Genomic DNA, 26,019 nt, shown 5'->3' with positions numbered 1-26,019 from the left:
CATCAGCGATTCCTTTTAAATTTTCATAATGCTGGTGATGAGCGATAACAAGTTCACCTTGCTTCTTTGAAAAAATCAGCCGTGGCTCGATCATATTCAAGACACAATATACCGAGTCCACTGCTTCGATATAGTGGTAAAACAAATTATACACACTCTTGGGAAACCGGCGTTCAATGTCTCGGGCCATTGGGTCCGGCGATGATGATTAATTCTTTAGACATTTAATTCCAACTCCGCCTAGCGATGGGATTGAAAGCCCTTTACACCCTGCCGCATATCATGAAAACTCGGGGCTGCTGCCAGTAGGGTTTGGGTGTAGGTGTGTTGTGGGTTTTCGAGGATGGTTTGTACGTCGCCCTGCTCGACGATTTTGCCTTCGGACATGACAGCGACGCGGTGGGCGATGCGCGGAATGATGGATAGGTCGTGGGTGATGAACAATAATGAGAGGTTGTAGGTTTGTTGTAGGTGGTTGAGCAGGTCCAATACTTGCGCGCGCACGGTGACATCTAACGCGCTGGTGGGTTCGTCGCAGATAATCAATTCCGGTTCGACCGCTAACGCACGCGCAATACCGATGCGTTGGCGTTGACCACCGGAAAACTCGTGCGGATAGCGCAATTTGTGTTCCGGCAATAGTCCGACCTGTTGCAAGAGTTCGTCAATGCGTCGTTCTTGGTCGGTTTTGTCTTGCGAACCGACTTTGAGGCTGACCATGCCTTCGCGGATGATTTCGCCAATGGTCATCCGCGGGTTGAGCGCAGAATATGGGTCTTGGAAAATGACTTGAATTTTTTTGCGTAACGGTTTGATTTTGCGCTCGGTGAGTTGAGCGAGATTGACGTCTTGATAACGGATTTCGCCTTCGGTGCTGTCGATCAGCCGCAAAATCGCTTGGCCGATGGTGCTTTTGCCACTGCCCGACTCACCTACTAGCGCGAGGGTTTCACCGCGTCGGATGGTTAAATCGACGCCATCGACGGCTTTTACATGCCCCACGGTGCGCTGCAATAGGCCCTTTTTAATCGGGAAATGGACTTTTAGGCCTTTTAAATCAAGCAAAGACGCGTGCTCTGCCGCCGGTTTGTAATTGCGTTGTGGCAAAGCATCGGCGAGCAATTGTTGGGTATAGGGATGGCTCGGGGCTTTAATAAAGTGCTCGACTTCGGCGGTTTCGACAATCTGACCTTTTTGCATCACCGCAACGCGGTCAGCCATTTCCGCCACCACGCCCATATCGTGGGTGATAAACAAGATCGACAGGCCGCGCTCGTCACGCAGTTTTCTGAGCAGTTTGAGTACCTGCGCTTGAATCGTGACGTCCAACGCGGTAGTAGGCTCGTCGGCAATCAATAAGTCCGGTTCACACGCCAGCGCCATTGCAATCATCACCCGTTGTTTTTGCCCACCGGACAGTTGATGCGGATACCAGTTAATGCGTTGTTCCGGTTCAGGAATGCCGACTTCGGCAAACAGTGCTATCGCTTTGGCTTGCGCGGCTTTGGACGACAAACCTAAATGCACCCGCAAGACTTCGGCGACCTGGTCACCGACGCGCATCACCGGGTTAAGCGAGGTCATCGGCTCTTGGAAAATCATCGCTATCGACTTGCCGCGTACTTTTTGCATTTGCGCTTCGGTTAGGTTAAGCAGGGATTTTTGATGCAGCTGAATATCCCCTGCTTCGATATTTAAAGCTTCCGGTAATAGGCGCATCACAGCTAATGACGTTAAGGATTTGCCACTGCCCGATTCGCCGACCAGCGCAAAAATCTCGCCGGCATCAATCTGAAAGCTAATGCGATTAATCAGCGCCGAGTCACCGACCTTGACCACTAAATTCTGAATCGCTAATACCGGCTTTTTCACACTAACTTCCTCTTTAAACAAAAGGGACGACCGCTAGGCGGAAGACCACGAAACTTAATACTAACATCAACGCCACGTTAATCAACGCAAAACGCGCTCTGGGCACCAGGTGTTCGGCGGTTTGTTGACATATTTCTTGCTGTTTTTCGGCGATAAACCAATCCACCCAACGTTGTTCAATGTGCGATAGATTTTGCAGGTGGCGCGTGAGTTCTTCGTTTAAACGCGCAGCTAGGAGTCGCTGCAGGCTTTTATGCTGCCAGAAAGCGATTAAGGCCGATTTATAGCCATAGGCTAATACACCGTTCCAAACAAACACCAAGGCCAAGCCAACAAAAAACAGCCAACTCCCTAGCCAAAAACTCAACCCCAACGCCACAAGCAGCAACCCATTTTGAATGGCAAAATAACGCCAAAACGCACGATGCCAGGCCTGCTCAAGCTGGGTTAAATAGGCGCTGGCGTGCGCACTGAGTTCCGCTTGCATTTTATCGCGGGTTTTCTGCTCCAGCTTTTCGCTCACCCAGTCTTTGGTTTTTTGACCGGCCAGCACACTCGCTGCGACGCCCGCGCCCCAAGCCAAACCCTTTACAATCAACGGTGCCGCAAACCAAGCCATCTTATGCCCTTTGATTAAGCTTCAATCTGAACCTTGCCAACCGCATATTGATGAATCAATGCCGATATTAAGGTTTGGTAAGGAATACCGCTTTCTTGCGCTTTGCGTTTGACAGCTACCACATCTGCCATATTTAAACGCAGGGTAATATTCTTGGATTTTGATAAATTCTCGCGAGCGGCTTGGCGTGCTAAAGCAATTTCCTGCTCAGCGTCAATCGACGATTTTAAAGCCCCTGACTCGAGCGCCTCCAGAATGGATAATTCTTCTTCATCAAACATTTGAATCACCTAAATATTGTTTTTTAGCTTTACGACTTGGAATGATCGTTTTTAAGAATATAGCCTGTTCTGAGCGAATAAATGGCACCATGTACACATAACCTAACGCAGCAACAACATAAATTTTTTGACCAGGATAGCGTGATTGGTCTGGATGATCTAAGACATCCAAAATGCCACCATCATCAATCGCCATTACAATATCTTCAAAGCCTATTCCACGCTCTTTCTTCAATAGCTTGTTCTTTTCTTCATTCCACTCAAACATAAATATTACCATACAATGTATGTATAAAAATCACAAAGCTATAAATCATGCGTTATTCTTCGGGTCTAACACGCGTTGGACGCGGTCGGAGAATAGGTTGGCGGCGAGCACAAGGATAAACATAAACACAAACGCGCTAAACAACGACCACCAGACCATCGGCTCGCGTGCCATTTCTAAACGCGCTTGGTTAATCATATTGCCCCAGCTATGCATGGTCGGGTCAACGCCCACGCCGACATAGGACAAGACCGCTTCCGCCAAAACCAAGGCGCTGAAATCCAATACCACCGCAATCAGTACAATGTGCATCACGTTCGGCAGAATATGGCGGCTGATAATTTTAAAACGACTCACCCCAAACGCGCGCGCGGCAGTAACGTATTCGACTTGGCTGATTTTGAGGGTTTCAGCGCGCAATAATCGACACAAACTGGTCCAGGAGGTCAGGCCTAGAATCAGCACCAATACCAACAAACGGAAATCCGCCCGTTCAGTCGCGGTTTCAAACCACTGCGGGTTATTGGTAATAATGGTTTGCATCACCAACACCGAGGCGGCGATTAACAAAATCCCCGGAATCGAGTTCAGCGTGGTGTAGAGATATTGAATGACATCATCGACCCAACCGCGAAACAACCCAGCACTAATGCCCAAAATCAATGCCAGCGGCAACATCACCAAGGTGGTCAGCACGCCGATCAACACGCCGGTGCGCACGCTTTTAAAGCTTTGATAGAGCACATCACCACCGACCTTGTCGGTGCCGAGTACATGATAGTAATGCCCCAAATAATACAACCAAGCCAAGATGACCAAGCCCAGCGTAAAGGTCAAATACGCCGTGCGCCAAGGTAAATCCGCTTGGCCTTTTATCACCAGGCCTGCTTGTTCGCCAAATCGACGCCCCAAGGCACGCGCACGCCAAACCAAATGCAAACTGATTAATAGCCCGCTTATCGCCAAGGCGATCGCCACGGCAAACACGGATTTTTGGGTGATATCGGCGGCACGCTGTGACGCATCCGCTAAATGCGCACCGGCATGCACCAGATCTAAATGCTGTTGTAGCACCCGCCCCTGTTCGTCTTTAACGATTGAGGTGCTATGCTCTTTGAGCGCAAAAGGCGCAGAATAGGTGCGCTCGGTTTGGCTGCGAATTTCATTAAACACCCAGTCTAAGGCACTGGTGGTTTGACCGGCATATTGGCGTTCCTGCCCCGGTGTTTGATCCGGCAAGGCTAAACGGAAATGCAATGAATCCAGCAACGCAATTGACAAATAAAACAGCAAAATAATCGCTGAACTCATTGCAATTTTGGAACGGAAAATCGCCAGCCATTGCGCCTTAACCTGGGGTGAGCGCGAAATCGTCCAACCCCAGGCGCCGAGTGCAAGCACCAGCCCCCACACCATAATATCTGTCCAAAGCCATACCCACATCATGATAAACGCACCCTTGGATCAAAAATGGTATAGGATATATCGGTCAGAATCAGCCCGATGATATAGAGCACCGCGCCGAAAAACACCATCGCTTTCACAATCGCAAAATCCTGTGCATTAATCGCATCAATGGTGTAACTGCCTAAACCGGGTATGCCAAAGAAGGATTCCATAATTAAGCTGCCCATAAATAGGCTCGGAATCACCACCACCACGCCGGTCAGAATCGGCAACATGCCGTTACGCAACACGTGTTTAAACAACACACTGATTTCCGACAGGCCTTTGGCGCGCGCGGTGCGCACATAATCGCGGTTGATTTCTTCCAAGAAAATACTGCGATACCAACGGGTGCCGGCCCCTAAACCGGCAAACACGCCAATCAAGACGGGCAGAATCAAGAACTTCACACTCGCCCAGCCGGGTTCATAGCCGGATATCGGCACCCAATGCAGGATCTTGCTAAACAGCACCTGCCCAGCAATAATATAAAACAGGCCGGATATCGACATAATCATCACCGCAATCACCATCGCGGCGGTATCCAACATCGTGGCGCGGAACAGCACGATCAGCAGCGCCAGCGTAATAGTAGTAATCAGTCCAATCGCAAAGGTCGGCAAGGCAATCGCCAAACTCGGCCACATACGTTCTTTAATGTCCGAAGCAATATCGCGTCCGGCATCGGATTTGCCAAAGTCAAACACAAACAACTTCAACGACTGCTCAACAAATAAGGTATCGCTCAACTTCACCAGGCCTGGTGCATCGCTATTAAAAAACAACGGCTTGTCATAACCACGCTCGGCCTTCCAGCTTTGAATCAACTCCGGTGTCGTTTGCTTAGCGCCCAATTGCGCACGCGCCATGTCATCCGGCGTATTGACCATAAAGAACAATACAAAGGTAATAAAATTGACGCCAATCAAAATCGGAATGGCATAAATCAAGCGACGAACGATATACGCCATCATAAATTGCGCCCTCCCGTTTTAGACGATTGCGGCTGAATCCGTTGTTGTTGACGCGCGCGATAGGCGCTGACCGCCCAAATCGACAAGCCGATCATAAGCAGGCCTGCTAACCACAAAGGCCAGACCACGGGACGATTCCATTCCCCTTGTTTTTGCAGCCGAAGTTCAGGATCAACCGATAAATATTTTATATTATTATTGGCTAAACGATTCGGCCAGACATTGTGATACCAACTGTGATAGAGCGCTAATGAACGCGGATGCAATGCAAATACCCAAGGCGCGTCTTGGCGCACAATCTCCAACATGTCTTGAATAATCGCTAAACGCTCTGGGCTGTTTTCCATATTGCGCATTTGTTCAAACAAGCGATCAAACTCGGGATTGGCGTAATTGGCCGAATTGATGCCGGAACCGCCACTGGCCACCGATCCATTTGGCCCGTAAAGCAGGAATAAAAAGTTTTCTGGATCTGGGTAATCAGCGCCCCAACCCCAAAAGAAAATCTGCGCATCACCATTACGCACTTTTTCTTGAAAACGATTGTAGTCGGTCGAACGAATCACCAACTCAATACCCAGCTCCTCAAACTGTTTACGCATCCAATCCATCCGCGCACGATCATCTGGCCCAGTGGCGACCGCATCAAAATGCAGCTGCAAAGGCCGCCCAGTGGCCGGATTCAACCCATTCGGATAACCCGCTTGTGCTAGCAGTTCCCGCGCGGTGGCCAGTGATTTACGTTGATATTCGCCATTCACCCAATCATGCACATAAGGGTTAACGCCTTCCTCACCTTCAATATGCCCAAAAATGCCCGGTGGAATCGGTCCTTGCGCTGCCATACCGCGTTCATTCATAAAAATCGAAATAAACTCTTCATAATTCACCGCAATACTAATCGCTTGGCGCAATTTTTGGCGGTCACTACTATAGCCCCCAATCACCTCATCGAGCATATTAAACGCCAAATAAAACACCGTTGGCTCAATGCCCGAACGCATTTGAATGCCCTTTTCTGCCATTTCACCGGTCAAGTTCAGCTCTCCGCTGACCGACACCTGCACCGCCTGATCAAAACTATCCGAACTCACACCCGAGGCATCGTAGTAACCTTGCAAAAACTTATTCCAATAAGGCACACTTTCTTTTTCCAGGGTGTAGACCACCTGATCTAACAGCGGCAAACGCTTGCCGGCATCACGCAATAAACTATCTGGCATGTAATAAGTCAAACCAGAGTCAGGATAAAACTGTTCATGAAATACCGGGTTACGCACCAAACGCATGCGTAGATTAGGATTATTCTCTTCTAAGAAAAACGGTCCGGTGCCGACCGGAAAGGTATTGAAATTAATATTGCGTGCCACCAGGCCTGGTTGCGCATAAAACTGCTCCACTTCCCAAGGCACCGGCGCAAAGAAATTCATCGCCAGCCAATACATAAATTGCGGATAGACACCTTCAATCTGAATGCGCAATTGATGATCATTGATCACCTTCACGCCTGGTATCTCATAAGGACGCAAATCAAAAAACGCCTCACGCGCTACCTCGGCGCGGTCGGCACTGACCTGCTCACTGAATTCACGCAATCCGACAATATAGTTCATCATGGTATCCAATACCGGCGAATGATTCTGTCGCACGGCCATGCGTTTGATCGCATAGGCATAGTCGGCGGCGGTGAGTTCACGCGTCGCAAGCTGAGACAATTCAAACGGCGAACGCAAATTCGCCGCTTTGCGCGCATTCAGCGGCAGATAAACAAAATCGCCCTGCTCATCACGTGCAAACGCCGGATGAGGTTGAAATTGAATACCCGGTTTTAAATTTAAAGTAAATTCAGAATAGGCCAGATCGGTTGCACCCTGTTCGACCTCGACCCCTTCGGCATTAAAATAACGCACCTTGGGCATCTCAGTCAGCGTCAAGGGTTCTAGTGTGAACGGACGTTTTAAATAATGATATTGCAACGGCGGCTCAAGAATTTGGCTGATAATTTGCCATTCATTTGAACTATAAGCACGCACCGGATCAAGATGTTTGGGCGGCGCGGAAAACGCCGTAAATAAGGTATTTGAGGCGACTGCTTCATCGGTGTAAGGCTGGTTCCATTGATCAGCGCAAGCCACTAAACCTAGTGCGATAGCTAATACAATAAAGGGTTTGACTAAAAACGCGAAGCACTGACCAGGCCTGGTTAATTGCATTGTTTGGTTCACCTTTAGGATTCACGTTATAATGTTGGCATTTTAACGAGTCACATTTAGCCAAAATGGAGAAAAATATGGGCTTTTTAACCGGCAAACGCGCCTTAATTGTGGGCGTCGCGAATAACAAATCCATTGCCTATGGTATTGCAAAACAAATGCATGAGCAAGGCGCAGAGATTGCACTAACCTTTCAAACTGAAAAACTGAAAAGTCGTGTTGAAAAGGTGGCAGAAGAATTAGGCTCTAACATTGTGCTACCGCTTGATGTAGCGGATGACCAGCAAATCACTGATGTATTCGCTGAATTAAAAAATCATTGGCCAGAGGGTTTGGATATTCTTGTACATTCGGTCGCCTTTGCGCCGCGCGAAGAATTGGAAGGCCGTATGATTGATGCTTCGACCCGCGATGGTTTCAAAATCGCCCACGACATCAGTGCCTACAGCCTGACTGCTTTGACCAAAGCCGGCTATGAGATGCTAAAAGCCCGCCAAGGCTCGGTGATGACCATCTCCTATTTGGGTGCAGAGCGTGCCGTGCCTAACTACAATGTTATGGGCATTGCCAAAGCCTCGCTTGAAGCGACTGTGCGTTATTTGGCGGCCGATTTAGGCCAAGACGGTATCCGCGTCAATGCGGTTTCAGCCGGCCCAATTCGTACCCTAGCGGCATCTGGCATTAAAGACTTCCGTCAAATGCTGGACAAAGCGGCGCAGGCGACCCCATTACGCCGCAATGTGACCATTGAAGAAGTCGGCAATACCTGTGCCTTCTTGTGTTCAGACCTCGCGTCAGGTATCACCGGTGAAATCACCTATGTCGATGGTGGCTACAACACCACGGCGTCAACCTAATCTTTACACCTTTCACTTCAAACCTCTTTCAATCACTGAAAGAGGTTTATCGACACCTTCCCGTCAATTTTTGGTTTCTTTACAACTTAATTAACTCAAACCCATTCGCGGTTAAAACGTCCGATTGACTGGCTTGGGTTAACACCGCACACGTCGGTTGGCTTTGTAAATAACGCTCACCTACCACACGAACTTGCGCTAAATCCGCGTTTAAAACGGCTTGGCGATAGGCGGTACGTTTGGCATGATCACGACCATACAGCTCTTGATAAAAGGCTTTTTTGGCTTCACCTGCCGGAGAACCGGGTTTGTCCATCGCACTGACGATATTTAAAATCGCTTCGTCCACTTGCTCTTGGGTGGCGGACGTCATTAACCAATCCAACGCGCGTTCAAAATCGGCAAAGGTATCCATCAAACGCGGATCACGATAAGAAAACATCACCAACGCACCGCTTTCAGCATCAAAACTCGCCCCGCCGCCATAGGCGCCGCCTTTTTCACGAATCGCGCTATGCAAAAAGCCGTTACGTAAACAAGCACTCATCACTGACAATAACGGCGCATCCTGATGCCCCCACATTACGGCGGGATAGGCTTGCGCACAGAAATTAACTTGCGTTGAGGTTAACCAGGCCTGGTGGTTAATCGAATTGGATTGCGACAAGGTTAATTGACCGGTTTGGGTACCGGCGCATTGGTCCAATAACCCATTAATACCCGACCAGGCCTGCTGGTAACCCGTTTTATCCACCACCAATAACGCTTGTTTCGGTGCTTGCGCGATTTTGTCACGAATAGTCGCCAATTGTTGCGCAAAGGCCTGCAAAGCCGATTCACCCTCTAACGACTTATCGAGCTGTTTAATAAACTGAATCCCCGCTAAACCGGAACGCTGAAAATTCCACTGTGCCACCGGCGAAAATGCCTGCGTTGCCGCACTCATCGCCAAACTATGACCCGCGCCAGTAATACGATGCTCCATTGAGGCACGCATTTGTGCTACCAAATCACGTAAGCGTTCGGTTTCGCTGAAATCCACCGTCAATAGGGTTTGTTGCATCAACATCGCTAAATCTTGATGATGACGATTTAACGCTTTGCCCGTGAGCATAAAATGGCTGTGATAAGCGGTGTTATCCGCTAAATCCGCGCGCACCGCAGAAGCGGCTGAAATGCCACCTGTCACCGCCGCTTGCAAGGACTGAGTATCAAGATAATCACGCCCACCACAACCCACTTCAGTTAAGCAGCTATTAAACAACGGCATTAAGGCTTGTTCTTGTGGCGTTAAATCTGGCATATCAACAATTAATTGTTCATAAACCAAACCATTGGTGCCGCGTTCATAAGCGGTCACTTTGCCGCCCGTTTGTTGTAGAGTTTGCTTTGGCACGACCTGATTAATCTCTGGGGTAACATCATCTTTGGTAACTTTCGGCAGAATAGTTGGATCATCTTGCTGAGCTTGGCGTTCTTCTAAGGCCACGGCTTGGTCGATAATGGTTTGTTTTTGCTGCTCTGTTAAACCGCTTTGAACTTGTGCCAATTTTGCTCTTTCGGCCTGCTCGCGTTGACTGCTTAGTTGCGTATCCGGCTTGAGGGTTAAACGCACACGATGCGGATTATCCAACAACCAGGCCTGCACTAAATTTGGAATAAAGTCCGGCTGTGCAATATCTTGCTGCAGTTGCGACAATATTTTGTCAACATCCAATAACGCGACCGGATCACCTTGATGTAGCGCACCCGGTAATGCCCCAAGCATCAGCTCTAAGCCATAAGGATAGCTGTCGCCACCCAATTCGCGCTGACTTAATTCCAACTGATGCAACATGGCTTCGACTTGTGATTGTTCCACGCCCTCTTTAACAATACGCTGCAGCTCATTGATAATAAGGTCTTCAATCGCTTGCGCATGCTCGGGTTCAGACCCCTGCACCCCGACTACAAACGCCATTTCTTTATTAGAGTCTTCCAAGCCGCATAACGGCGATGGCGCAGTGGCCAGTTTGGTTTGCTCCAAAACAAAACGTAACGGGGATGCACTGTTATCTAGCAACACCGAGGCCAATAAATGTCCTTTCAGCACGTCCATCGGGTTTTTATTTAAGCCTAATAACCAACCCATGACGATATGCGTTTTGTTGGACACGTCTTCTTCATCTAACGCATAGGCTTGTTCTATGGTTTTTGGTGCCGTAAAACGCTGTTCAGTTGTAACATAAACTGGCTCAATGGCTTGTTCAAAACGCGCTAACGCCAGCTTTTCGAAATCCGCCTGTAACGTCGCCGGATTTTGATTGCCATAGGTCATAAACACCGCATTCGACGGATGATAATGGGTGCGATGGAAATCTACCAACTGCTGATGGGTTAAATCCGGAATCGCTTCCGGTTCACCACCGCTGTTGTAATGATAGGTCGAGGTCGGATATAACTCACTTGTCAGCGCCTGCCACAGGGTCGAAACCGGTGAACTCATCGCACCTTTCATTTCATTGAACACCACACCTTTATAAGTTAATGGTGAGTTGGCATCGGTTAAGGTTTCAAATTCAAAACGATGGCCTTCTTGGGCGAAGTCGAGTGCGTCTAAATTAGGGAAAAATACCGCGTCCATATAGACTTGCAACAAGTTTTGATAGTCCTTATCGTTTTCGGTCGCAAACGGATAAGCCGTCCAATCGCTGGAGGTAAAGGCATTCATAAAGGTATTAATCGAGCGGCGAATCATCATAAAGAACGGATCTCGCACCGGAAAACGCGCCGAACCACACAGCACAGTATGCTCCAAAATATGCGCCACGCCAGTAGAATCTTCTGGCACGGTACGCAACGCCACCATAAATACTTTATGCTCATCGTCTGCGGCTAAATGATAATGCATCGCGCCAGTCAATTTATGACGAAAGGTTTGCACCTTAACTGACAGGCTATCGATAACGTCTTCACTGATAAATTCAAATGTTTCAAAACTGGTTGACATAAAACCTCACAAATAAAAAAACCGTTTTGCAACGGTTTTGGTTGTATGGTGAACGAGGTAACGTTTTTTACAAGTCGCCCTGTCTGTATGAACCTGCTCCTTCGATTTTGGCTGCGCAAAAAGAGGCGTCGCTGGCTCATACAGACAGGAAAAAATCAAACTACCCCATTTTAATGATTACACACCTTTAATAGATAACTTCACACGACCTTGTTTGTCGATTTCTAACAAGCGTACCTGTATTTCCTGACCTTCTTTCAGATAATCAGCAACATTTTCGACACGTTCTTCAGCGATCTGAGACACATGCACTAAGCCCTCACGCCCAGGCATATAGGCTACAAAGGCACCAAAATCAACAATCTTCATTACCTTGGCATCGTATACTTTACCAATTTCAGGCTCGGCAACTATTGCATTAATCTTGGCAATTGCAATATCCGCTGACGCTTGATCTGTTGCAGCAATACGCACCGTGCCGTCGTCTTCTAATTCAATCACCGCACCACTTTCTTCGGTAATCGCGCGAATGGTCGCTCCACCCTTACCAATGATTTCGCGCACCTTATCGGCCTTAACCTTCATCGTGGTAAAGCGTGGCGCAGTGTCAGCCACCTGGGTATTGGAACTATTAATAGCTTTCGCCATCTCGCCTAGAATATGTAAGCGTCCTGCCTTGGCTTGTTCCAATGCAATCTGCATAATTTCTTCGGTAATACCCTCGATTTTAATGTCCATTTGCAGCGCAGTAATACCCTGATCGGTACCGGCAACTTTAAAATCCATATCGCCCAAATGATCTTCATCACCCAAAATATCAGATAAAACAGCGAAGCCTGCTTCTTCTTTAATCAGACCCATCGCAATACCTGCAACGGGGGCAGCAATCGGCACACCGGCATGCATAAGTGACATACTGGTACCACATACCGTCGCCATCGAGCTTGAACCATTCGATTCGGTAATTTCTGATACCACCCGAATCGTGTAGGGAAATTCATCAGCCGTCGGTAGCATTGCCGCCACGCCGCGACGTGCTAACATGCCATGACCAATCTCGCGACGCCCTGGCGTGCCCATACGACCGCACTCACCCACTGAATAAGGCGGGAAGTTGTAATGCAGCATAAAACGATCTTTGTACGAACCGGTTAGTTCATCAACAATTTTGGCATCTGTTTCCGTTCCTAAGGTCGTAACGACTAACGCTTGGGTTTCGCCACGCGTAAACAGCGCCGAACCATGGACTTTCGGTAGGACACCTGTTTGGCAATTAATCGCACGAATGGTATGGTTATCACGACCATCAATGCGCGGCTCACCCGCTACCGAACGCCCACGTACAATCGCTTTTTGTAACTTACCAAACAAACCTTCTAGTTCTTTTTCTGACGCACCGTCAGGATTGGTTTCAGATACAGCAAGCTGCGCCATCAATTTCGCTTTAGCTGCATCCAACGCTGCATAACGCGCTACTTTGTCTGCAATGGTGTAAGCCGCTTCAACATCAGAACGGACTAAATCAAATACTTGATCTTTTAGTGCCGTATTTTCTGGCGCAGGTCGCCAATCCCAGCGAGGTTTGCCACAAGATTCAGCCATGTCACGAATCGCCTGAATCGCTACTTGCATTTGCTGATGACCAAACATGACTGCACCTAACATCACATCTTCTGGTAACTCACTGGCTTCTGATTCAACCATTAATACGGCAGAATCCGTACCCGCAACGCTTAGCTCAAGATCCGAGGTTTCTAAAGATTCTTTTGATGGGTTTAATAGGTACTCTCCATCACGATACCCAACAATGGCGGCACCAATCGGACCATTAAAAGGAATACCAGAAATAGCTAAGGCAGCAGATGTGCCAAGCATGGCAGGGACTTCGGTGCCCACTTCGGGGTCTAACGCTAGCACCGTGGCAATGATTTGCACTTCATTCATAAACCCTTTGGGGAATAAAGGGCGAATCGGGCGGTCAATTAATCGCGATGTCAGTGTCTCGTATTCAGACGGACGTCCCTCACGCTTTAAAAACCCACCTGGAATTTTGCCTGCTGCAAAGGCTTTTTCTTGGTAATTGACCGTTAAAGGGAAAAAATCCTGCCCCTCTTTTGCTTGCTTTGCGCCCACAACCGTAACCAGTACGCGCGTATCGCCCATACCAACGATGACAGCACCGTCAGCTTGGCGTGCAATTTCACCTGTTTCAAACGTGACTTGATGCTGACCATACTGGAAACGCGTTAAATGTTTTGCCATGCCTTACTACCTACTTAATTTTAATGTCTTGAATTATCTCGGCTATTGTAGCCTTAATTGGCCCATTCGGATAGAACAACGGCCACAAAAAAGCCCCGACCAAGCGGGGCTTTTTAAATTTGGAGCGAAACCAAACTTATTTACGTAGACCTAAACGACCAATTAGGTTTAAGTAACGCTGACCATCTTTTTTGTGTAAATAGTCGAGTAACTTACGACGACGACCCACCATGCGCAACAGACCCACACGAGAGTGGTTGTCTTGTTTGTGCGCTTTAAAGTGCTCAGTTAAGTATTTGATGCGGTGGGTTAAAAGTGCAACCTGTACTTCAGTTGAACCGGTATCCTGTGCATTTTCGCCATACTCAGCGACAATTTTTGCTTTTGTTTCAGCAGTAATCATACTTTTCTCCAGAAAATCGATCGATACAAAATAACATCGTTTCCGCGATCGATAGCAGAAAGATGCATGCATTATCCATGTTTTTAATATGTGTTCAAGGCTTTTTAACGAAAAACAATAAAACCGTTAGCTCAAACAACCTGTCACCGCTTTAAAAACCGTCGTGAAAACTTAAAGAACGCGGCGGCTGGAGCACAGCTCAAAGAATTAGGAATATATTAAAACCGTCAGCGAGGCAGCGGATACGAGGCAAAGCTGGCTGAAAAAAGCGGAGTTTACAAAAAGTAAATGAGCATTTTTGAACGCTAGCTTTAACAAAGTAGCCGCAACGCAGCTAGGTTTTAGTTAGTGGCGGCCATACCCATGCATATAATGCTCAATCTGCGCCATATTCTCACTCATCGCACGAACCAAGTGATCCAAACTCACCACGGCATTTTCAAGGATATTTACCGCAATAAACGGATGCTCAACTTTCAAACGGTCGTACATAGGGCGCGTTAACACCAACAACTTTACTTTTTTTGATTCGCAGAACATCCTAAGGTTACGGGGCTTGCGATCAAAAAAAGACATTTCACCAATCAAATTACCGACACCTTGGTTGCCTACATTGACTTCATCTTGGCCATCATAGCTAACAAAACCGACGCGCCCCTTGGTAATAAACATCATTGCATCACCGACTTCGCCAAGATCTGAAATAACCTCGTTTTGCTCATAACTACGATCAATTAAATAGGCCGTTAAGGTATCCACTTCTTCACGCGTCAGTGATTCACAAATCGCATTGGTTTGGAAGTACTCAAATAATTCACTACTTTTAACTTTTGTCATCATCTAATCCTTCGTTAACAAGTCGGCTTACGTGCTAAAAATGCGTTCATGGGCCGTCCATCGGGTAAGGTGGTTAGTTTATCAACAATTATGTCAAAATGCCTAAATCGATTGGCTAATTCACCAGGTTGCAAAATAAAACGTGGGTTTTTAGGGGATCCAAACGCCTGAACACCTTCTCGAAAGGTCTCAATCAACACATACCCGCCTGGTTTAAGATGATGTTCAATATAATCAAATAAATGACGGTCTAAAAAACGGAGTTGGTAGATCAAATCAAACTTCTCTGTAGGTCGTTGTTGTGGCTGAGTTAAATCCGCCAAACGAAAGTCAACTGACACCTGCTCCGCTTGCGCAAGATCACGCGCACAGGTTAAAGCAGGGGGTTGATTATCTACGGCCACAACATGCCACCCTCGCCTAGCTAACGCGACTGCCTCACGTCCACCGCCACAGCCTAAATCGAGTGCGTGTAGACGGTTATTTTGAGCGAACAAAGCTGCATTACTGACTTGTTGCAATAAAAAGGCATTAGCTTGCCAAAGTCGTTGGCGTTGGGGTCCACTTACTTTTGGCCAATGCGCAGGATTTAATTGCAGAAATTGTTCAGGACTCAACCAAGACTTTAATTTATACCCTTTGGCTGCCAACCAGGCCTGATACTCAAGAACAAGATCGGGGGTCGCTATCAGACCCAACGCAAGATCACGGCTTGGCAACTGATTTAAACAGGTTAAGTTTTTAGGCCAGTGCCAGAGAAAGGCACGCTCAAAACGCACTTGCAGAAAGTCTGCTGGATCACGTGTATCTAGCCATAAAATATCAGCATCAAAACACCGCGGTTGATGATGAACTAGATCTTTAGCTGTCCAAACGTGGCTGGGTCGCACAGAGGGCATTGGCATCATCCGGGTTTAAACGAAAACCACGCTTTATCTTTAAACGTTGTTTATCTGCTTGCCACTCACCCATGGCAAAAAACATACCCTGATCATCATAGAGTCGCATCATGTGAGTGGTATCTGTTTGTTCAGGCAATGAGTCGAATAAAAACCCACCCAGCCAAAGATGCTCTTTTTGAGCTGCCGTTAAATATAAGGCTGGATATTCCAACAAAGCAATGTCTAAAGGATGAATGGAGGAATTAGGATAGGTACAAATCTCTTGTAATGGACGCATCTCATGGGCGTTAAAGATACCTGTTTGGGTTCGGTGCAGTGCAGACAAGTGTCCAACTGTACCGAGCTTCTCGGCAATCTCAGCGCCTAAAACCCGAATATAAGTGCCTTTAGAACAATGCACTTCAAAGCGAATTTGCTGCGCATTAAAATCAATTAAATCAAGTTCATAGATTGTAACTTGGCGTGGTTCACGCTCAATTTCAATCCCCTTGCGTGCATAAACATGCAAAGACTTACCCTCGAACTTAATCGATGAATACATCGGTGGCGTCTGTGCAATTTCGCCTCGAAATGAGGCCAGTACCTGCTCGATAAGTTCGGCACTTAATGCCGGCACAGGCTGAGAGTCTATCACCTCACCATCACGATCGCCAGTATCGGTTTTGTGACCTAAATCGAGTGTGGCAATATAACGTTTGTCCGAAGCCAATAGCATACTTGATACTTTGGTCGCTTCACCTAAACAAACCGGTAGCAAACCTGTTGCAAATGGGTCCAACGTACCTGTATGCCCCGCTTTTTTTGCACGGTAAGCTTTGATCACCTGCTTCACAACAGCTGCCGAAGTCATACCTACTGGTTTATCTACTAGGACAATACCATTGACAACCCGACGCCGCTGTCTTGAATTCGACATGACTTAGTGCAGCGCCTTACGAATCAGCGCTTCAATATGATCGACGCGATCAGGCACCGTGTCATAGTAAAAGCGCAACTGCGGTGTTATGCGTAAACGTAACGCCTTTGCTAACTCAGAACGCATAAAACCTGATGCCTTTTTAAGTGCTTGTTCGGCATCAACGACGGCTTGATCACCTTCTTTGGCACCTAACACTGAAAAGTACACCTTCGCAATACCCAAATCTTTGCTCACCTGACACTCGGTCAGGGTTAAAGCTTGCAAGCGCGGATCTTTAATCTCACGACGTAACAAGCTGGATAAGACCCGAAATACTTCTTGCGAAACACGATCGGTGCGACTAAATTCCTGACTCATTAATCTAGTGTCCGTTTAACTTCATAGCGCTTAAAGACCTCAATCTGGTCGCCCACGCGAACATCATTATAATCCTTCACACCGATACCACACTCCATGCCCTGACGCACTTCTTTGACATCATCTTTAAAGCGACGAAGCGACTCAAGCGCACCTTCGTAAATCACCACGTTATCACGTAACACACGAATAGGTTGACTGCGTTCTACAATACCTTCTGTGACCATGCAACCCGCAATCATGCCGATTTTTGGTGCTTTAAACACATCACGTACTTCAGCGATACCAATAATCTCTTCACGTTCTTCAGCCGACAATTTGCCTTCAATAGCACGTTTAACTTCATCGACCACTTCATAGATAATGCTGTAGTAATAAAGGCCGACTGACTCACGCTCAATTAAACGCTTCGCGGTTGCATCCGCACGGACGTTAAAGCCAAACACTAGCGCTTCTGAAGCTATTGCCAGGTTAACATCGCTTTCAGTAATGCCACCGACACCACTGCTTACAACATTCACCTTCACTTCATCATTACTCAGATCAGTTAAGGCATTGGCAATCGCTTCAATGGAACCCTGTACATCGGCTTTTAGCACGATATTAACCGACTTGGTTTCACCTTCGGCCATTTTGTTAAACATATTGTCTAACTTGGCACTTTGCTGACGAGCAATCTTCACTTCTTTGTACTTACCTTGGCGGAACAAAGCAACTTCACGCGCTTTACGTTCATTGTCTACGGTGATCATTTCATCACCGGCTGACGGCACACCAGACAAACCCAAAATTTCTACAGGAATCGATGGGCCGGCTGAATCAACCTGTTTACCTAATTCATTGACCAAAGCACGTACACGGCCAAACTCCATGCCACATAATGCAATGTCACCCTTTTTAAGCGTACCCGATTGAATCAGCACGGTTGCAACCGGACCACGACCTTTATCCAGGCGTGATTCTATTACCACACCCTTAGCATGGCCTTCTACCGGTGCATCTAACTCAAGAATTTCTGCACTTAACAGCACCGCTTCAAGAAGGTCATCGATACCGGTGCCCTGCTTGGCTGATACCGGTACAAATTGCACATCACCGCCCCAAGACTCTGGTACGACATCTAATGCCGCCAGTTCTTGCATCAAGCGATCAGGATTGGCACCTTCTTTATCCATCTTATTCATGGCCACAACCATCGGAACACCGGCTGCTTTGGCATGCTGGATAGCCTCTTTGGTTTGTGGCATCACACCGTCATCGGCCGCGACAACGATGATAACAATATCGGTGGCTTGCGCACCACGTGCACGCATTGCGGTAAAGGCCTGGTGCCCCGGCGTATCAATAAAAGTAATATCGCCGTTAGGTGTCTCAACATGGTAGGCACCAATATGCTGGGTAATCCCGCCAGCCTCACCATGAGCTACCTTAGCCTTACGAATATAGTCAAGTAACGAGGTTTTACCATGGTCAACGTGCCCCATTATCGTTACGACAGGGGCACGATGCACATATTCACCATGATAAGCTTGCTGCAATACTTCTTCTTCAAGCGCATTTTCTTTTAGCAGCACCGGCTTATGCCCTAATTCTTCGACCACGATGGCCGCCGTCTCTTGGTCTAACACCTGATTGATCGTTACCATCGTCCCCATCGTCATCATAAACTTGATAACTTCAGCGGCTTTAACCGCCATTTTATCGGCCAACTCGGCGACCTGAATGGTTTCTGGGATATTCACTTCTCTTACCACAGGCCCTGCTGGACGCTGGAAACCATGCTGGTTATCAGGCGATGCGCTGCTACGAGATTCATGACGCTTTTTCATCTTCCGACGGCCACCCGCTGGGCGCGCATCATCTGACACAATTTTAGTTTTAATCGTTTTCTTACCCTTTGGTGGGCCGTCTTCTAGGCGGCTCTCAAGGGTTTTCGCTTTTTTATCTTTTGACTTCTTGTTAGCTTTTGAAGCTGTATCGTCCGCTACCGCCTGTGTTGCACTCGCATCCGCTGAGGCAACCGACGGTGTTTCGATTGGAGCCGAAGCTGGCGCGACTGTCTCAGTTACTTTTACACCCTCTACTTTCGATTTAGCCGGTGATGGGGTGACTGCGGCTGTCGGTGTCTCGGCTAACTCGTTTACCGGCTCTGGGATAACTTCTGCCACCTCGGGCTTAGCTTCAACTGCCGTTCGCTTAACATAAGTACGTTTTTTACGCACTTCAACATTAACGGTACGTTTACCCGAGCCTGAAGATAAATTAAGTGTTTTCACCTGCTTACGATGCAAGGTCACTTTTTTAGGCTCAACATCTGCAGTTTCACCGTGTAGGCTTTTTAAATAGGCAAGCAAGGTACGCTTTTCTTCATCACTAATGGTATCTGACGCTTTTTTACCTTTAATACCTGACGCACTCAGTTGAGCTAATAGTTTTTCTACAGAAAGGTTTAGGGTCTCTGCGAACTTGGATATAGATACTTCTGTCATACTCACCTCTTTCTTTCTGTTACTCAAACCAAGGCGCACGTGCCTTCATAATCAATTCAGCGGCATCCTGCTCTGGCAGAGAAACTAACTCTAATAACTCATCTGTGCCCAATTCTGCTAAATCCTCTTGGGTGACAACACCCTGACCAGCTAATGTTTTAGCCATTTCAGGGGTCATCCCTTCTAGCGCCAACAAATCGTCAGCAGGTTCAGCTAGGGCTGTTTTTTCTTCATTTGCAATTGCAAGGGTCAACAGCGCGTCTTTTGCACGTTGCTTTAATTCATTCACTAAATCTTCATCAAAACCATCGATTTCCAACATCTCAGCCGTTGGCACATAGGCGACTTCTTCTAAAGACGTAAAGCCTTCATTAACTAATACTTCAGCCAATTCTTCATCCACTTCTAGATGGGCTACAAACAAATCAATTTGCGTGCTGGCTTCGGTATTATGTTTTTCTTGCATGGCCGTGTTACTCATCACATTCAATTCCCAACCGGTCAATTCTGACGCGAGGCGAATGTTTTGGCCACCTTTACCAATTGCAAGGGATAGCTGCTCATCTTCCACAGCCAAATCCATTTCATGGCGATCTTCATCAACCATAATCGAGGTGATTTCTGCCGGTGCCATCGCATTAATCACAAACTGGGCATCGTTAGCGTCCCATTGAATAATGTCGATACGCTCGCCATTAAGCTCGTTAGTAACTGCTTGAACACGCCCGCCACGCATCCCAACACAGGCACCAATTGGATCAAGACGCGGATCATTTGCACGCACAGCAATTTTTGCTCTGTAACCGACATCACGTGCTGCCGCCATCACATCAATTAAATCGTCGCCAATTTCAGGGACTTCAATTTTGAACAACTCAATCAGCATTTCTTTACATGCACGTGACATGAATAACTGAGGACCACGTGGACGAAAATCAACTGCTTGTAAAAAAGCACGAACGCGATCGCCCATTCTAAAGTTTTCACGTCCCACCAATTCGCTACGAGGGATAATGGCGTCAACGTTATCGCCCATGTCTAAAATGACATCACCACGATCAATTCGCTTGACTTGGCCGGTTAAAATTTCGCCAATACGTGGCTGATAAATTTCAACCGTTTTACGACGTTCCGCTTCACGAACTTTTTGAATAATAACCTGTTTAGCCGTTTGCGCACCAATACGACCAAAGGCAATCGACTCGATTTCTTCTTCGATATATTCGTCAGGTTGAATGTGTGGATCAATGTCGGTGGCGTCCATCATGCGCAAGAACATTTCTGGTTCGCCTTCAATCGCCACATCGTCTTCTATGACCAACCAACGACGGAAGGTTTTGTATTCACCGGTGTTGCGATTAATCTCAACACGTACATCATATTTGTCATCATAGTTTTTGACCGTAGCCATGGCTAAGGCGGTTTCAATCGCATCAAAAATGATTTCCTCGTCCACGCCCTTTTCATTCGACATGATTTCTACAACGGATAATACTTCTCTACTCATGCTGTTACCGCCTTACAATTCCACTACTAAATTTGCTTTATCAATATTTGAAAATGGAATCTCATAGACTTCTCGATCCACTTCCACCAAAATCTGTTCCGCCTGAACTTCAAGTAAAAGACCTTTAAATTTACGTCGTCCCATCTCCGGCGCGCGCGTTCTGACATTAATCGTCTTGTTAACATAAGGCCCATAGTGCTCTGGCTTAAACAAAGGACGATCTAAGCCAGGTGATGACACTTCCAAGTAATAGGCCGATGATATTGGGTCTTCTACATCCATAATGGCACTAATTTGACGACTCACCATCGCACAGTCATCGACATTCACACCCACTTCAGGACGATCAATATAAATTCTCAAGGTCGAATCCTTGCCAGCTGCAATATATTCGCAGCCCCATAAGGTCATACCTAAGGCTTCGATGGCTGGGGTGACTAAGCCTGCAATTTTATCTTCCAGTGTCATGCACTATCCTTGCGTGTCATTTTTGGGTGACTTAACTAACAAAAAACCCCGTAAAAACGGGGTTCTCAATCATTAGACGGTGGCTCTTAACACTAAGATTTAACCATCTAATCGGGGTATTTGAAAAACTGCACAAAGGATAGACAGTTAACCACGGCTTGTCAAGGTGCAATAACCAGATAAAGCCAGATCAGTCGCGGATTGACTGTAATTTTACATAAATCATTGCCGTCATTAATGCGTCATTAAATGCATCATGTTGTCCCAAACTGGGTAGATTAAGTTGTTCAAGCAGCGCTTGAAAGCTTAAATCAAACACTTCGTGATCAGGTTGCAACCAATCTTGATAAAAGTGTTGATGATACAACTCCGCTACATCAATTTGCGCATTAGGCAAGCCAATACCTAACCAGGGTTTGACAATTGCATTCACCATACTCACATCAAAGGTTAGATAATAGCCCACTAGCGACCTGGAACCGACAAACTTTAAAAACTGGTCTATCGCATCACGCTCATCCAACCCTACAGTAACATCCATATTTCGAAGCTGATGAATCACAATACTTTCAGGGTTAATATCGCAATACTGTCTGAACTGCAAATTTAAACTTTCGCTGGTAAGAATCTCTCGACCTCTAATTTTAATCGCACTGAGCGTTACAATCTTATCTTGCTTTGGATCTAACCCCGTGGTTTCACAGTCAAAGCACACCACCTCGTTATCCACTGTAGGTGCAAACAAAAATTCGTAAGCCTTATTTTTTAACCGATGCTTTAACCAGGCCTGCTGAATCGAACGCGGCAATTTAAAAGGCAACATTACAAGCCCCCTTCCATCTTATAATGCTGCTCGATAAACTTTTTAAAATTATTCACCACCCCAAAGGCATCTTTTAGTAGGTCTTGCTGCAATTGACTTAAACTGTCCGTTTTAATCGAGTTGTCGATGGGCAACCCCAACGCTTTTTGTTGAAGCATACCTTGCAAACGAAGCGTGTTTAAAAAGTTAAGTGTTTCCCCTAACTCCACGCCAAATCGTTCATCAAATACATTATGATTGATCAGGTCACGAATACGCCAATGGGTATTGGTTTTTACCACCCCGTACTCCAGCGCTAGGCAACGAATGCCATGAATAATCGGAAAAATACCACCTTTTTTAAGATCAATCGAGTGGCCAGCATCTTTTTGCGTTTTTAGGCGACCAAATAAGCCAATCGGTGTTTCAAATTGCAACACACTACGTGCAAACTGCGCTAAGAACATCTGGCGTTTTTGTACTTGGTTGGACAGCACATTTTTTAAACGAGCCAATCGATCTGGATCGCCCTGCACCGCTTGCGCATCTAATAATATAGACAGATGCATAAAGCGCTCCTGTGAAGGGTTATCAAACCAATCTACTACCTGTGCTGCAAACGCTGTTTCACTCAAGCGCCACAGTGGATTGGAAACCATAATCTCGCCTGGACAGGGCGGAAAGCCCAGCTTAATCAACTCAGCCGAATAGTGATTACAAAATTCCGCCAATGCTGACGCATCAATCTTGTCATCAAAAATCACCGCATTATCCTGATCCGTTCGCACCACCTGCTCAGAGCGACCTTCACTCCCCATGACTATAAAGGTGGCTTCGGTAAACTGCTGCTCGGTATCTAAAATCTGCCAAAGTTTGGCTTGTAACTTACGGTGTAACTCGTTGACTAACTTAGCAATATAATGCGTCTTTACACCCTTATTGGAAAGCCCTTCCACTAAATCATCAATTTGTTGCGTTACCTTTTGCAAGTCAGCTACACTCATGGCTCGCTCAAGTGTCAACATCACCAAGCCCGACTGGTTGGCAAACAAACTCATCAACTCTTTTTGATGCAGCACACCAATAAACGCTTGCTTATCGCGCACCATCAAACGATCTACACCAAAGCGCGTCATTTTTAACAAGGCATTAAACAGGTAATCATTTTTATCAATTGAAATTACCGGATAACTCACCATATCGGCAATGGGACTCGCCAAATCAAAACCATGGATTGCCAGGCCCCGCAACAAATCCGACGAGGTAATCACCCCCTGCTTATCTCCTTCGTTCACTAAACAGGCATCCGTTTTATGGCCTTCCATTTGCTCTACACACACTTTGATTGAGGTGCTAGCATCCAGAGTGACTAGCGCATGCAACGGGGCAATTTTGACTGCATCCATCATGGCTTCTGACGAAGACTCGATTTGAAGCTGTTGATGAAAGCGACCTAATTTTTCGGTGATGTCGTTAAAGTAGAATGCTTCAAAATCAGGGTTATTTAACAGGCGCTGAAACTCTCGATTTGGCATGCGATAAGCAAGTGTTTCTTCAACGGCATGATAGGTCAGTTGGGTTTGCTGCTGCAGCAACATGGCGGCACCAAACTGCGCATTAGGACCATAAAGCGCACAATGATTACCCCCTTCTTCATCATGGCATTCTGCTACACGACCTTTGAGTACTAGGTACAAATAAGGATCATTTTGCTGAGAAAGAGGCACCGTTTCTTCACGCGCAAAATACACCAAGTCCATCGCCTGGGTCGCGGTTTGTAATTCAACCTCTGGCAAGCGATCGAATGGATGCACCTGGGCTAAAAAATTCATTAATTCAGACATCGCCATAACCCATCCTTTATCACAATAAAAAAGGGAGCCGAAGCTCCCCTTAATTATGGATATAAATCCATTAAATCACCAGTAAAAACTGATTATTTACCATGTGCTTGCGCCATGAATTCGTCAGTATTGCCACGGTCATTGGTGAAGTAGCTCACCAGGACTGTGACCAATACCGCAAACGGTACAGAGTAAAGCGCTGGGTTAACCAATACATCGATACCTGCAAACGTATCCATACCGAAGAAACGCGCGAAGGTGAAGATCAATGATGCGATTAAGCCCGCAGCCATACCGATAATGACGGCTTGGCTAGTCAGCTTGCGCCACCATACGGCAAATACCAACGCGGGTGCAAAAGTACTCGCGGCAATACCAAAACACATCGCAACCAACATAGCTACGTTCTGTTCTTGCAGCCAAATAGACATACCAATTGCCACAACAGCAAGTGTACCCGCACCGATTTTCGCAAAGCGTACTTGCTCCGCATCGGTTGAATTAGGGCGCAATACACCTTTATACAAGTCGTGCGACAAGCTCGTAGTGGCTGAAATCAGCAGGCCTGCTGAGGTACTTAACATCGCGGCCATGGCACCGGCTGCAATGACACCCATCAACAACTGGCCCCCCATCATTTCACCTAGCATCGGCATAGTCATGTTCGTCGCAACACCACGTTGACCGGCTGCTAATAACTCAACCAATACCGGATATAGTGCATACATCGCGATCAAACCGACGAAGAATACACTGCCGTAGAAAATCGCTAGACCCCAAATGGTGAACTCAGCTGATTTACGTGCATCTTTTGCATTGGATACGGTATAGAAACGAATCAAGATATGGGGCAGACCCAGTACACCCAAGAACAAAGCCAATACCAAACTGGCGTTATCCATTAAGCTACGCAATTGCACACCCGGGGTGATGGCTGTTGGTGCTTCAGTCATCATGCCGCGAGCAGTTTCAACGGCCAATGCACTTTCAGCGGTGGTCATTCCGGCTAAAGCTGAAACAACTTCAGGATTCGCCGCTGCAACAACCGGTGGCACCATGTCTTTACCTTCGATAACCATACCGACCGGGTTACCACCGAAGAAGGCAATAATACCAAAGATCAATAAGAACATCAGTGCGCCAAATAGAATCGCACCCTGCACCGCTTGGTTATAAGAGGTGCCTTTCATACCGCCCATAATAACGAAAATCGCCATTAAGGAACCGGTTACGATAACCGTTGGCAAATAATCCCAGCCCAATAATAGACCGAACAATAGACCGGCACCCACGATCTGTGGCACCAAATACATGACACACAACACCAGTGTTGAGATCATCGCAATCATGCGAATGCCTTTTTCACTACCTTCATAGCGTGCATTAAGAACGTCAGCGACAGTAAATTTACCGACATTTTTTAATGGGCCAGCAATAATAAGTAGCACCACAATCCAGGCCGCAAAAAAGCCTAGCGCTAGCCACCAACCATCTACGCCCATCAAGGCAACTGCACCGGCCACACCTAAAAAGCTCGCGGCACTGGCATAATCACCAAACATGGCCATACCATTAACGCGCGGTGAGATACCACCACCGGCCACATAGAAGTTAGCCGTGGATGCCGTTGAACGACGATGATAATAACTAATGTATAGCGACAATAAAATACCTAAAACAACTACACCAAAGGCAACGATATTTTCCATT

21 protein-coding genes are annotated in these 26,019 nt (G+C 46.8%); 1 reads left to right on the top strand and 20 read right to left on the bottom strand.

Features of this window, described 5'->3' with window-relative positions:
- Positions 1 to 240 precede the first annotated feature (240 nt).
- The 7 genes from BM293_RS00990 to BM293_RS00960 are packed head-to-tail and all read right to left on the bottom strand — an operon-like array spanning position 241 to position 7,673.
- Complete coding sequence (locus tag BM293_RS00990) at positions 241 to 1,872, bottom strand: ABC transporter ATP-binding protein (RefSeq protein ID WP_093446171.1); 1,632 nt, start codon at positions 1,870 to 1,872, stop codon at positions 241 to 243.
- Between the two features lie 13 nt (positions 1,873 to 1,885).
- Positions 1,886 to 2,491 (bottom strand): hypothetical protein, encoded by a 606-nt coding sequence (locus BM293_RS00985; protein WP_093446169.1) that lies wholly within the window; start codon positions 2,489 to 2,491, stop codon positions 1,886 to 1,888.
- A 14-nt stretch (positions 2,492 to 2,505) separates the two neighbouring features.
- Complete coding sequence (locus BM293_RS00980) at positions 2,506 to 2,772, bottom strand: hypothetical protein (RefSeq protein ID WP_006459022.1); 267 nt, start codon at positions 2,770 to 2,772, stop codon at positions 2,506 to 2,508.
- Positions 2,765 to 3,040 carry a BrnT family toxin gene (locus BM293_RS00975; RefSeq protein ID WP_093446168.1) on the bottom strand — a complete coding sequence of 92 codons (276 nt, stop codon included), beginning with the start codon at positions 3,038 to 3,040 and terminating at the stop codon, positions 2,765 to 2,767. Before BM293_RS00975 ends, BM293_RS00980 begins: the two co-directional genes overlap by 8 nt.
- 45 nt (positions 3,041 to 3,085) lie before the next feature.
- A complete protein-coding gene (locus tag BM293_RS00970) occupies positions 3,086 to 4,486 on the bottom strand; it encodes an ABC transporter permease (protein ID WP_093446166.1) in 1,401 nt (466 codons plus the stop codon).
- On the bottom strand, positions 4,483 to 5,460 hold the full coding sequence (locus BM293_RS00965; protein WP_093446165.1) for an ABC transporter permease: 978 nt from the start codon (positions 5,458 to 5,460) through the stop codon (positions 4,483 to 4,485). Before BM293_RS00965 ends, BM293_RS00970 begins: the two co-directional genes overlap by 4 nt.
- Positions 5,457 to 7,673: an ABC transporter substrate-binding protein gene (locus BM293_RS00960; RefSeq protein ID WP_093446163.1), complete on the bottom strand. Its 2,217-nt coding sequence runs from the start codon at positions 7,671 to 7,673 to the stop codon at positions 5,457 to 5,459. Before BM293_RS00960 ends, BM293_RS00965 begins: the two co-directional genes overlap by 4 nt.
- Before the next feature lie 77 nt (positions 7,674 to 7,750).
- Here BM293_RS00960 and BM293_RS00955 point away from each other — a divergent pair, with 77 nt between their 5' ends.
- Positions 7,751 to 8,530, top strand: a complete 780-nt coding sequence (locus tag BM293_RS00955; RefSeq protein ID WP_093446162.1) for an enoyl-ACP reductase FabI — start codon at positions 7,751 to 7,753, stop codon at positions 8,528 to 8,530.
- A 79-nt stretch (positions 8,531 to 8,609) separates the two neighbouring features.
- Here BM293_RS00955 and BM293_RS00950 read toward each other — a convergent pair whose 3' ends face one another.
- The 13 genes from BM293_RS00950 to BM293_RS00890 form a co-directional block, all read right to left on the bottom strand.
- Entirely contained in the window at positions 8,610 to 11,519 is a 2,910-nt protein-coding gene (locus BM293_RS00950) for an insulinase family protein (protein ID WP_093446160.1), read from the bottom strand.
- Between the two features lie 177 nt (positions 11,520 to 11,696).
- A complete protein-coding gene (gene pnp, locus BM293_RS00945) occupies positions 11,697 to 13,781 on the bottom strand; it encodes a polyribonucleotide nucleotidyltransferase (RefSeq protein WP_093446159.1) in 2,085 nt (694 codons plus the stop codon).
- A gap of 136 nt (positions 13,782 to 13,917) precedes the next feature.
- Complete coding sequence (gene rpsO / locus BM293_RS00940; protein ID WP_093446157.1) at positions 13,918 to 14,184, bottom strand: 30S ribosomal protein S15; 267 nt, start codon at positions 14,182 to 14,184, stop codon at positions 13,918 to 13,920.
- 345 nt (positions 14,185 to 14,529) lie between these two features.
- The gene (locus BM293_RS00935) at positions 14,530 to 15,021 is read right to left on the bottom strand and encodes a Crp/Fnr family transcriptional regulator (RefSeq protein WP_093446156.1); all 492 of its coding nucleotides are present in this window, start codon (positions 15,019 to 15,021) and stop codon (positions 14,530 to 14,532) included.
- 14 nt (positions 15,022 to 15,035) lie between these two features.
- The gene (locus tag BM293_RS00930) at positions 15,036 to 15,920 is read right to left on the bottom strand and encodes a class I SAM-dependent methyltransferase (protein ID WP_093446154.1); all 885 of its coding nucleotides are present in this window, start codon (positions 15,918 to 15,920) and stop codon (positions 15,036 to 15,038) included.
- The gene (truB, locus tag BM293_RS00925; protein WP_093446153.1) at positions 15,883 to 16,839 is read right to left on the bottom strand and encodes a tRNA pseudouridine(55) synthase TruB; all 957 of its coding nucleotides are present in this window, start codon (positions 16,837 to 16,839) and stop codon (positions 15,883 to 15,885) included. Before truB ends, BM293_RS00930 begins: the two co-directional genes overlap by 38 nt.
- A 3-nt stretch (positions 16,840 to 16,842) precedes the next feature.
- Complete coding sequence (rbfA, locus tag BM293_RS00920; protein ID WP_093446151.1) at positions 16,843 to 17,199, bottom strand: 30S ribosome-binding factor RbfA; 357 nt, start codon at positions 17,197 to 17,199, stop codon at positions 16,843 to 16,845.
- Positions 17,199 to 19,688 (bottom strand): translation initiation factor IF-2, encoded by a 2,490-nt coding sequence (infB, locus tag BM293_RS00915; RefSeq protein ID WP_093446149.1) that lies wholly within the window; start codon positions 19,686 to 19,688, stop codon positions 17,199 to 17,201. Before infB ends, rbfA begins: the two co-directional genes overlap by 1 nt.
- Before the next feature lie 19 nt (positions 19,689 to 19,707).
- On the bottom strand, positions 19,708 to 21,195 hold the full coding sequence (gene nusA, locus BM293_RS00910) for a transcription termination factor NusA (protein WP_093446148.1): 1,488 nt from the start codon (positions 21,193 to 21,195) through the stop codon (positions 19,708 to 19,710).
- A 12-nt stretch (positions 21,196 to 21,207) separates the two neighbouring features.
- Positions 21,208 to 21,663, bottom strand: coding sequence for a ribosome maturation factor RimP (gene rimP, locus BM293_RS00905; RefSeq protein ID WP_093446146.1), 456 nt, complete (start codon positions 21,661 to 21,663; stop codon positions 21,208 to 21,210).
- 190 nt (positions 21,664 to 21,853) lie between these two features.
- Positions 21,854 to 22,486: a 3'-5' exonuclease gene (locus BM293_RS00900; RefSeq protein ID WP_093446145.1), complete on the bottom strand. Its 633-nt coding sequence runs from the start codon at positions 22,484 to 22,486 to the stop codon at positions 21,854 to 21,856.
- The gene (locus tag BM293_RS00895; protein WP_093446143.1) at positions 22,486 to 24,315 is read right to left on the bottom strand and encodes a putative nucleotidyltransferase substrate binding domain-containing protein; all 1,830 of its coding nucleotides are present in this window, start codon (positions 24,313 to 24,315) and stop codon (positions 22,486 to 22,488) included. The genes BM293_RS00900 and BM293_RS00895 overlap by 1 nt, the downstream gene beginning before the upstream one ends.
- Before the next feature lie 86 nt (positions 24,316 to 24,401).
- Complete coding sequence (locus BM293_RS00890; protein WP_093446142.1) at positions 24,402 to 26,018, bottom strand: sodium/solute symporter; 1,617 nt, start codon at positions 26,016 to 26,018, stop codon at positions 24,402 to 24,404.
- Between the last annotated feature and the right edge of the window lies 1 nt (position 26,019).

This window comes from Thiomicrospira sp. ALE5 (assembly GCF_900112445.1).
Lineage (GTDB): Bacteria > Pseudomonadota > Gammaproteobacteria > Thiomicrospirales > Thiomicrospiraceae > Thiomicrospira.
The sequence above is the reverse complement of the archived record's forward strand: the minus strand, read 5'-3'. Positions and strand labels throughout refer to the sequence as shown.

Bases quoted from the DNA above. Each gene is read 5' to 3' on its own strand.
- infB (WP_093446149.1), bottom strand. From the start codon at position 19,688: ATGACAGAAGTATCTATATCCAAGTTCGCAGAGACCCTAAACCTTTCT.
- BM293_RS00950 (WP_093446160.1), bottom strand. From the start codon at position 11,519: ATGTCAACCAGTTTTGAAACATTTGAATTTATCAGTGAAGACGTTATC.
- BM293_RS00900 (WP_093446145.1), bottom strand. From the start codon at position 22,486: ATGTTGCCTTTTAAATTGCCGCGTTCGATTCAGCAGGCCTGGTTAAAG.
- rpsO (WP_093446157.1), bottom strand. From the start codon at position 14,184: ATGATTACTGCTGAAACAAAAGCAAAAATTGTCGCTGAGTATGGCGAA.
- BM293_RS00935 (WP_093446156.1), bottom strand. From the start codon at position 15,021: ATGACAAAAGTTAAAAGTAGTGAATTATTTGAGTACTTCCAAACCAAT.
- BM293_RS00895 (WP_093446143.1), bottom strand. From the start codon at position 24,315: ATGGCGATGTCTGAATTAATGAATTTTTTAGCCCAGGTGCATCCATTC.
- BM293_RS00965 (WP_093446165.1), bottom strand. From the start codon at position 5,460: ATGATGGCGTATATCGTTCGTCGCTTGATTTATGCCATTCCGATTTTG.
- rbfA (WP_093446151.1), bottom strand. From the start codon at position 17,199: ATGAGTCAGGAATTTAGTCGCACCGATCGTGTTTCGCAAGAAGTATTT.
- BM293_RS00960 (WP_093446163.1), bottom strand. From the start codon at position 7,673: ATGCAATTAACCAGGCCTGGTCAGTGCTTCGCGTTTTTAGTCAAACCC.
- truB (WP_093446153.1), bottom strand. From the start codon at position 16,839: ATGTCGAATTCAAGACAGCGGCGTCGGGTTGTCAATGGTATTGTCCTA.
- rimP (WP_093446146.1), bottom strand. From the start codon at position 21,663: ATGACACTGGAAGATAAAATTGCAGGCTTAGTCACCCCAGCCATCGAA.
- BM293_RS00970 (WP_093446166.1), bottom strand. From the start codon at position 4,486: ATGATGTGGGTATGGCTTTGGACAGATATTATGGTGTGGGGGCTGGTG.
- pnp (WP_093446159.1), bottom strand. From the start codon at position 13,781: ATGGCAAAACATTTAACGCGTTTCCAGTATGGTCAGCATCAAGTCACG.
- BM293_RS00955 (WP_093446162.1), top strand. From the start codon at position 7,751: ATGGGCTTTTTAACCGGCAAACGCGCCTTAATTGTGGGCGTCGCGAAT.
- BM293_RS00890 (WP_093446142.1), bottom strand. From the start codon at position 26,018: ATGGAAAATATCGTTGCCTTTGGTGTAGTTGTTTTAGGTATTTTATTG.
- BM293_RS00930 (WP_093446154.1), bottom strand. From the start codon at position 15,920: ATGCCCTCTGTGCGACCCAGCCACGTTTGGACAGCTAAAGATCTAGTT.
- BM293_RS00985 (WP_093446169.1), bottom strand. From the start codon at position 2,491: ATGGCTTGGTTTGCGGCACCGTTGATTGTAAAGGGTTTGGCTTGGGGC.
- BM293_RS00975 (WP_093446168.1), bottom strand. From the start codon at position 3,040: ATGTTTGAGTGGAATGAAGAAAAGAACAAGCTATTGAAGAAAGAGCGT.
- BM293_RS00980 (WP_006459022.1), bottom strand. From the start codon at position 2,772: ATGTTTGATGAAGAAGAATTATCCATTCTGGAGGCGCTCGAGTCAGGG.
- nusA (WP_093446148.1), bottom strand. From the start codon at position 21,195: ATGAGTAGAGAAGTATTATCCGTTGTAGAAATCATGTCGAATGAAAAG.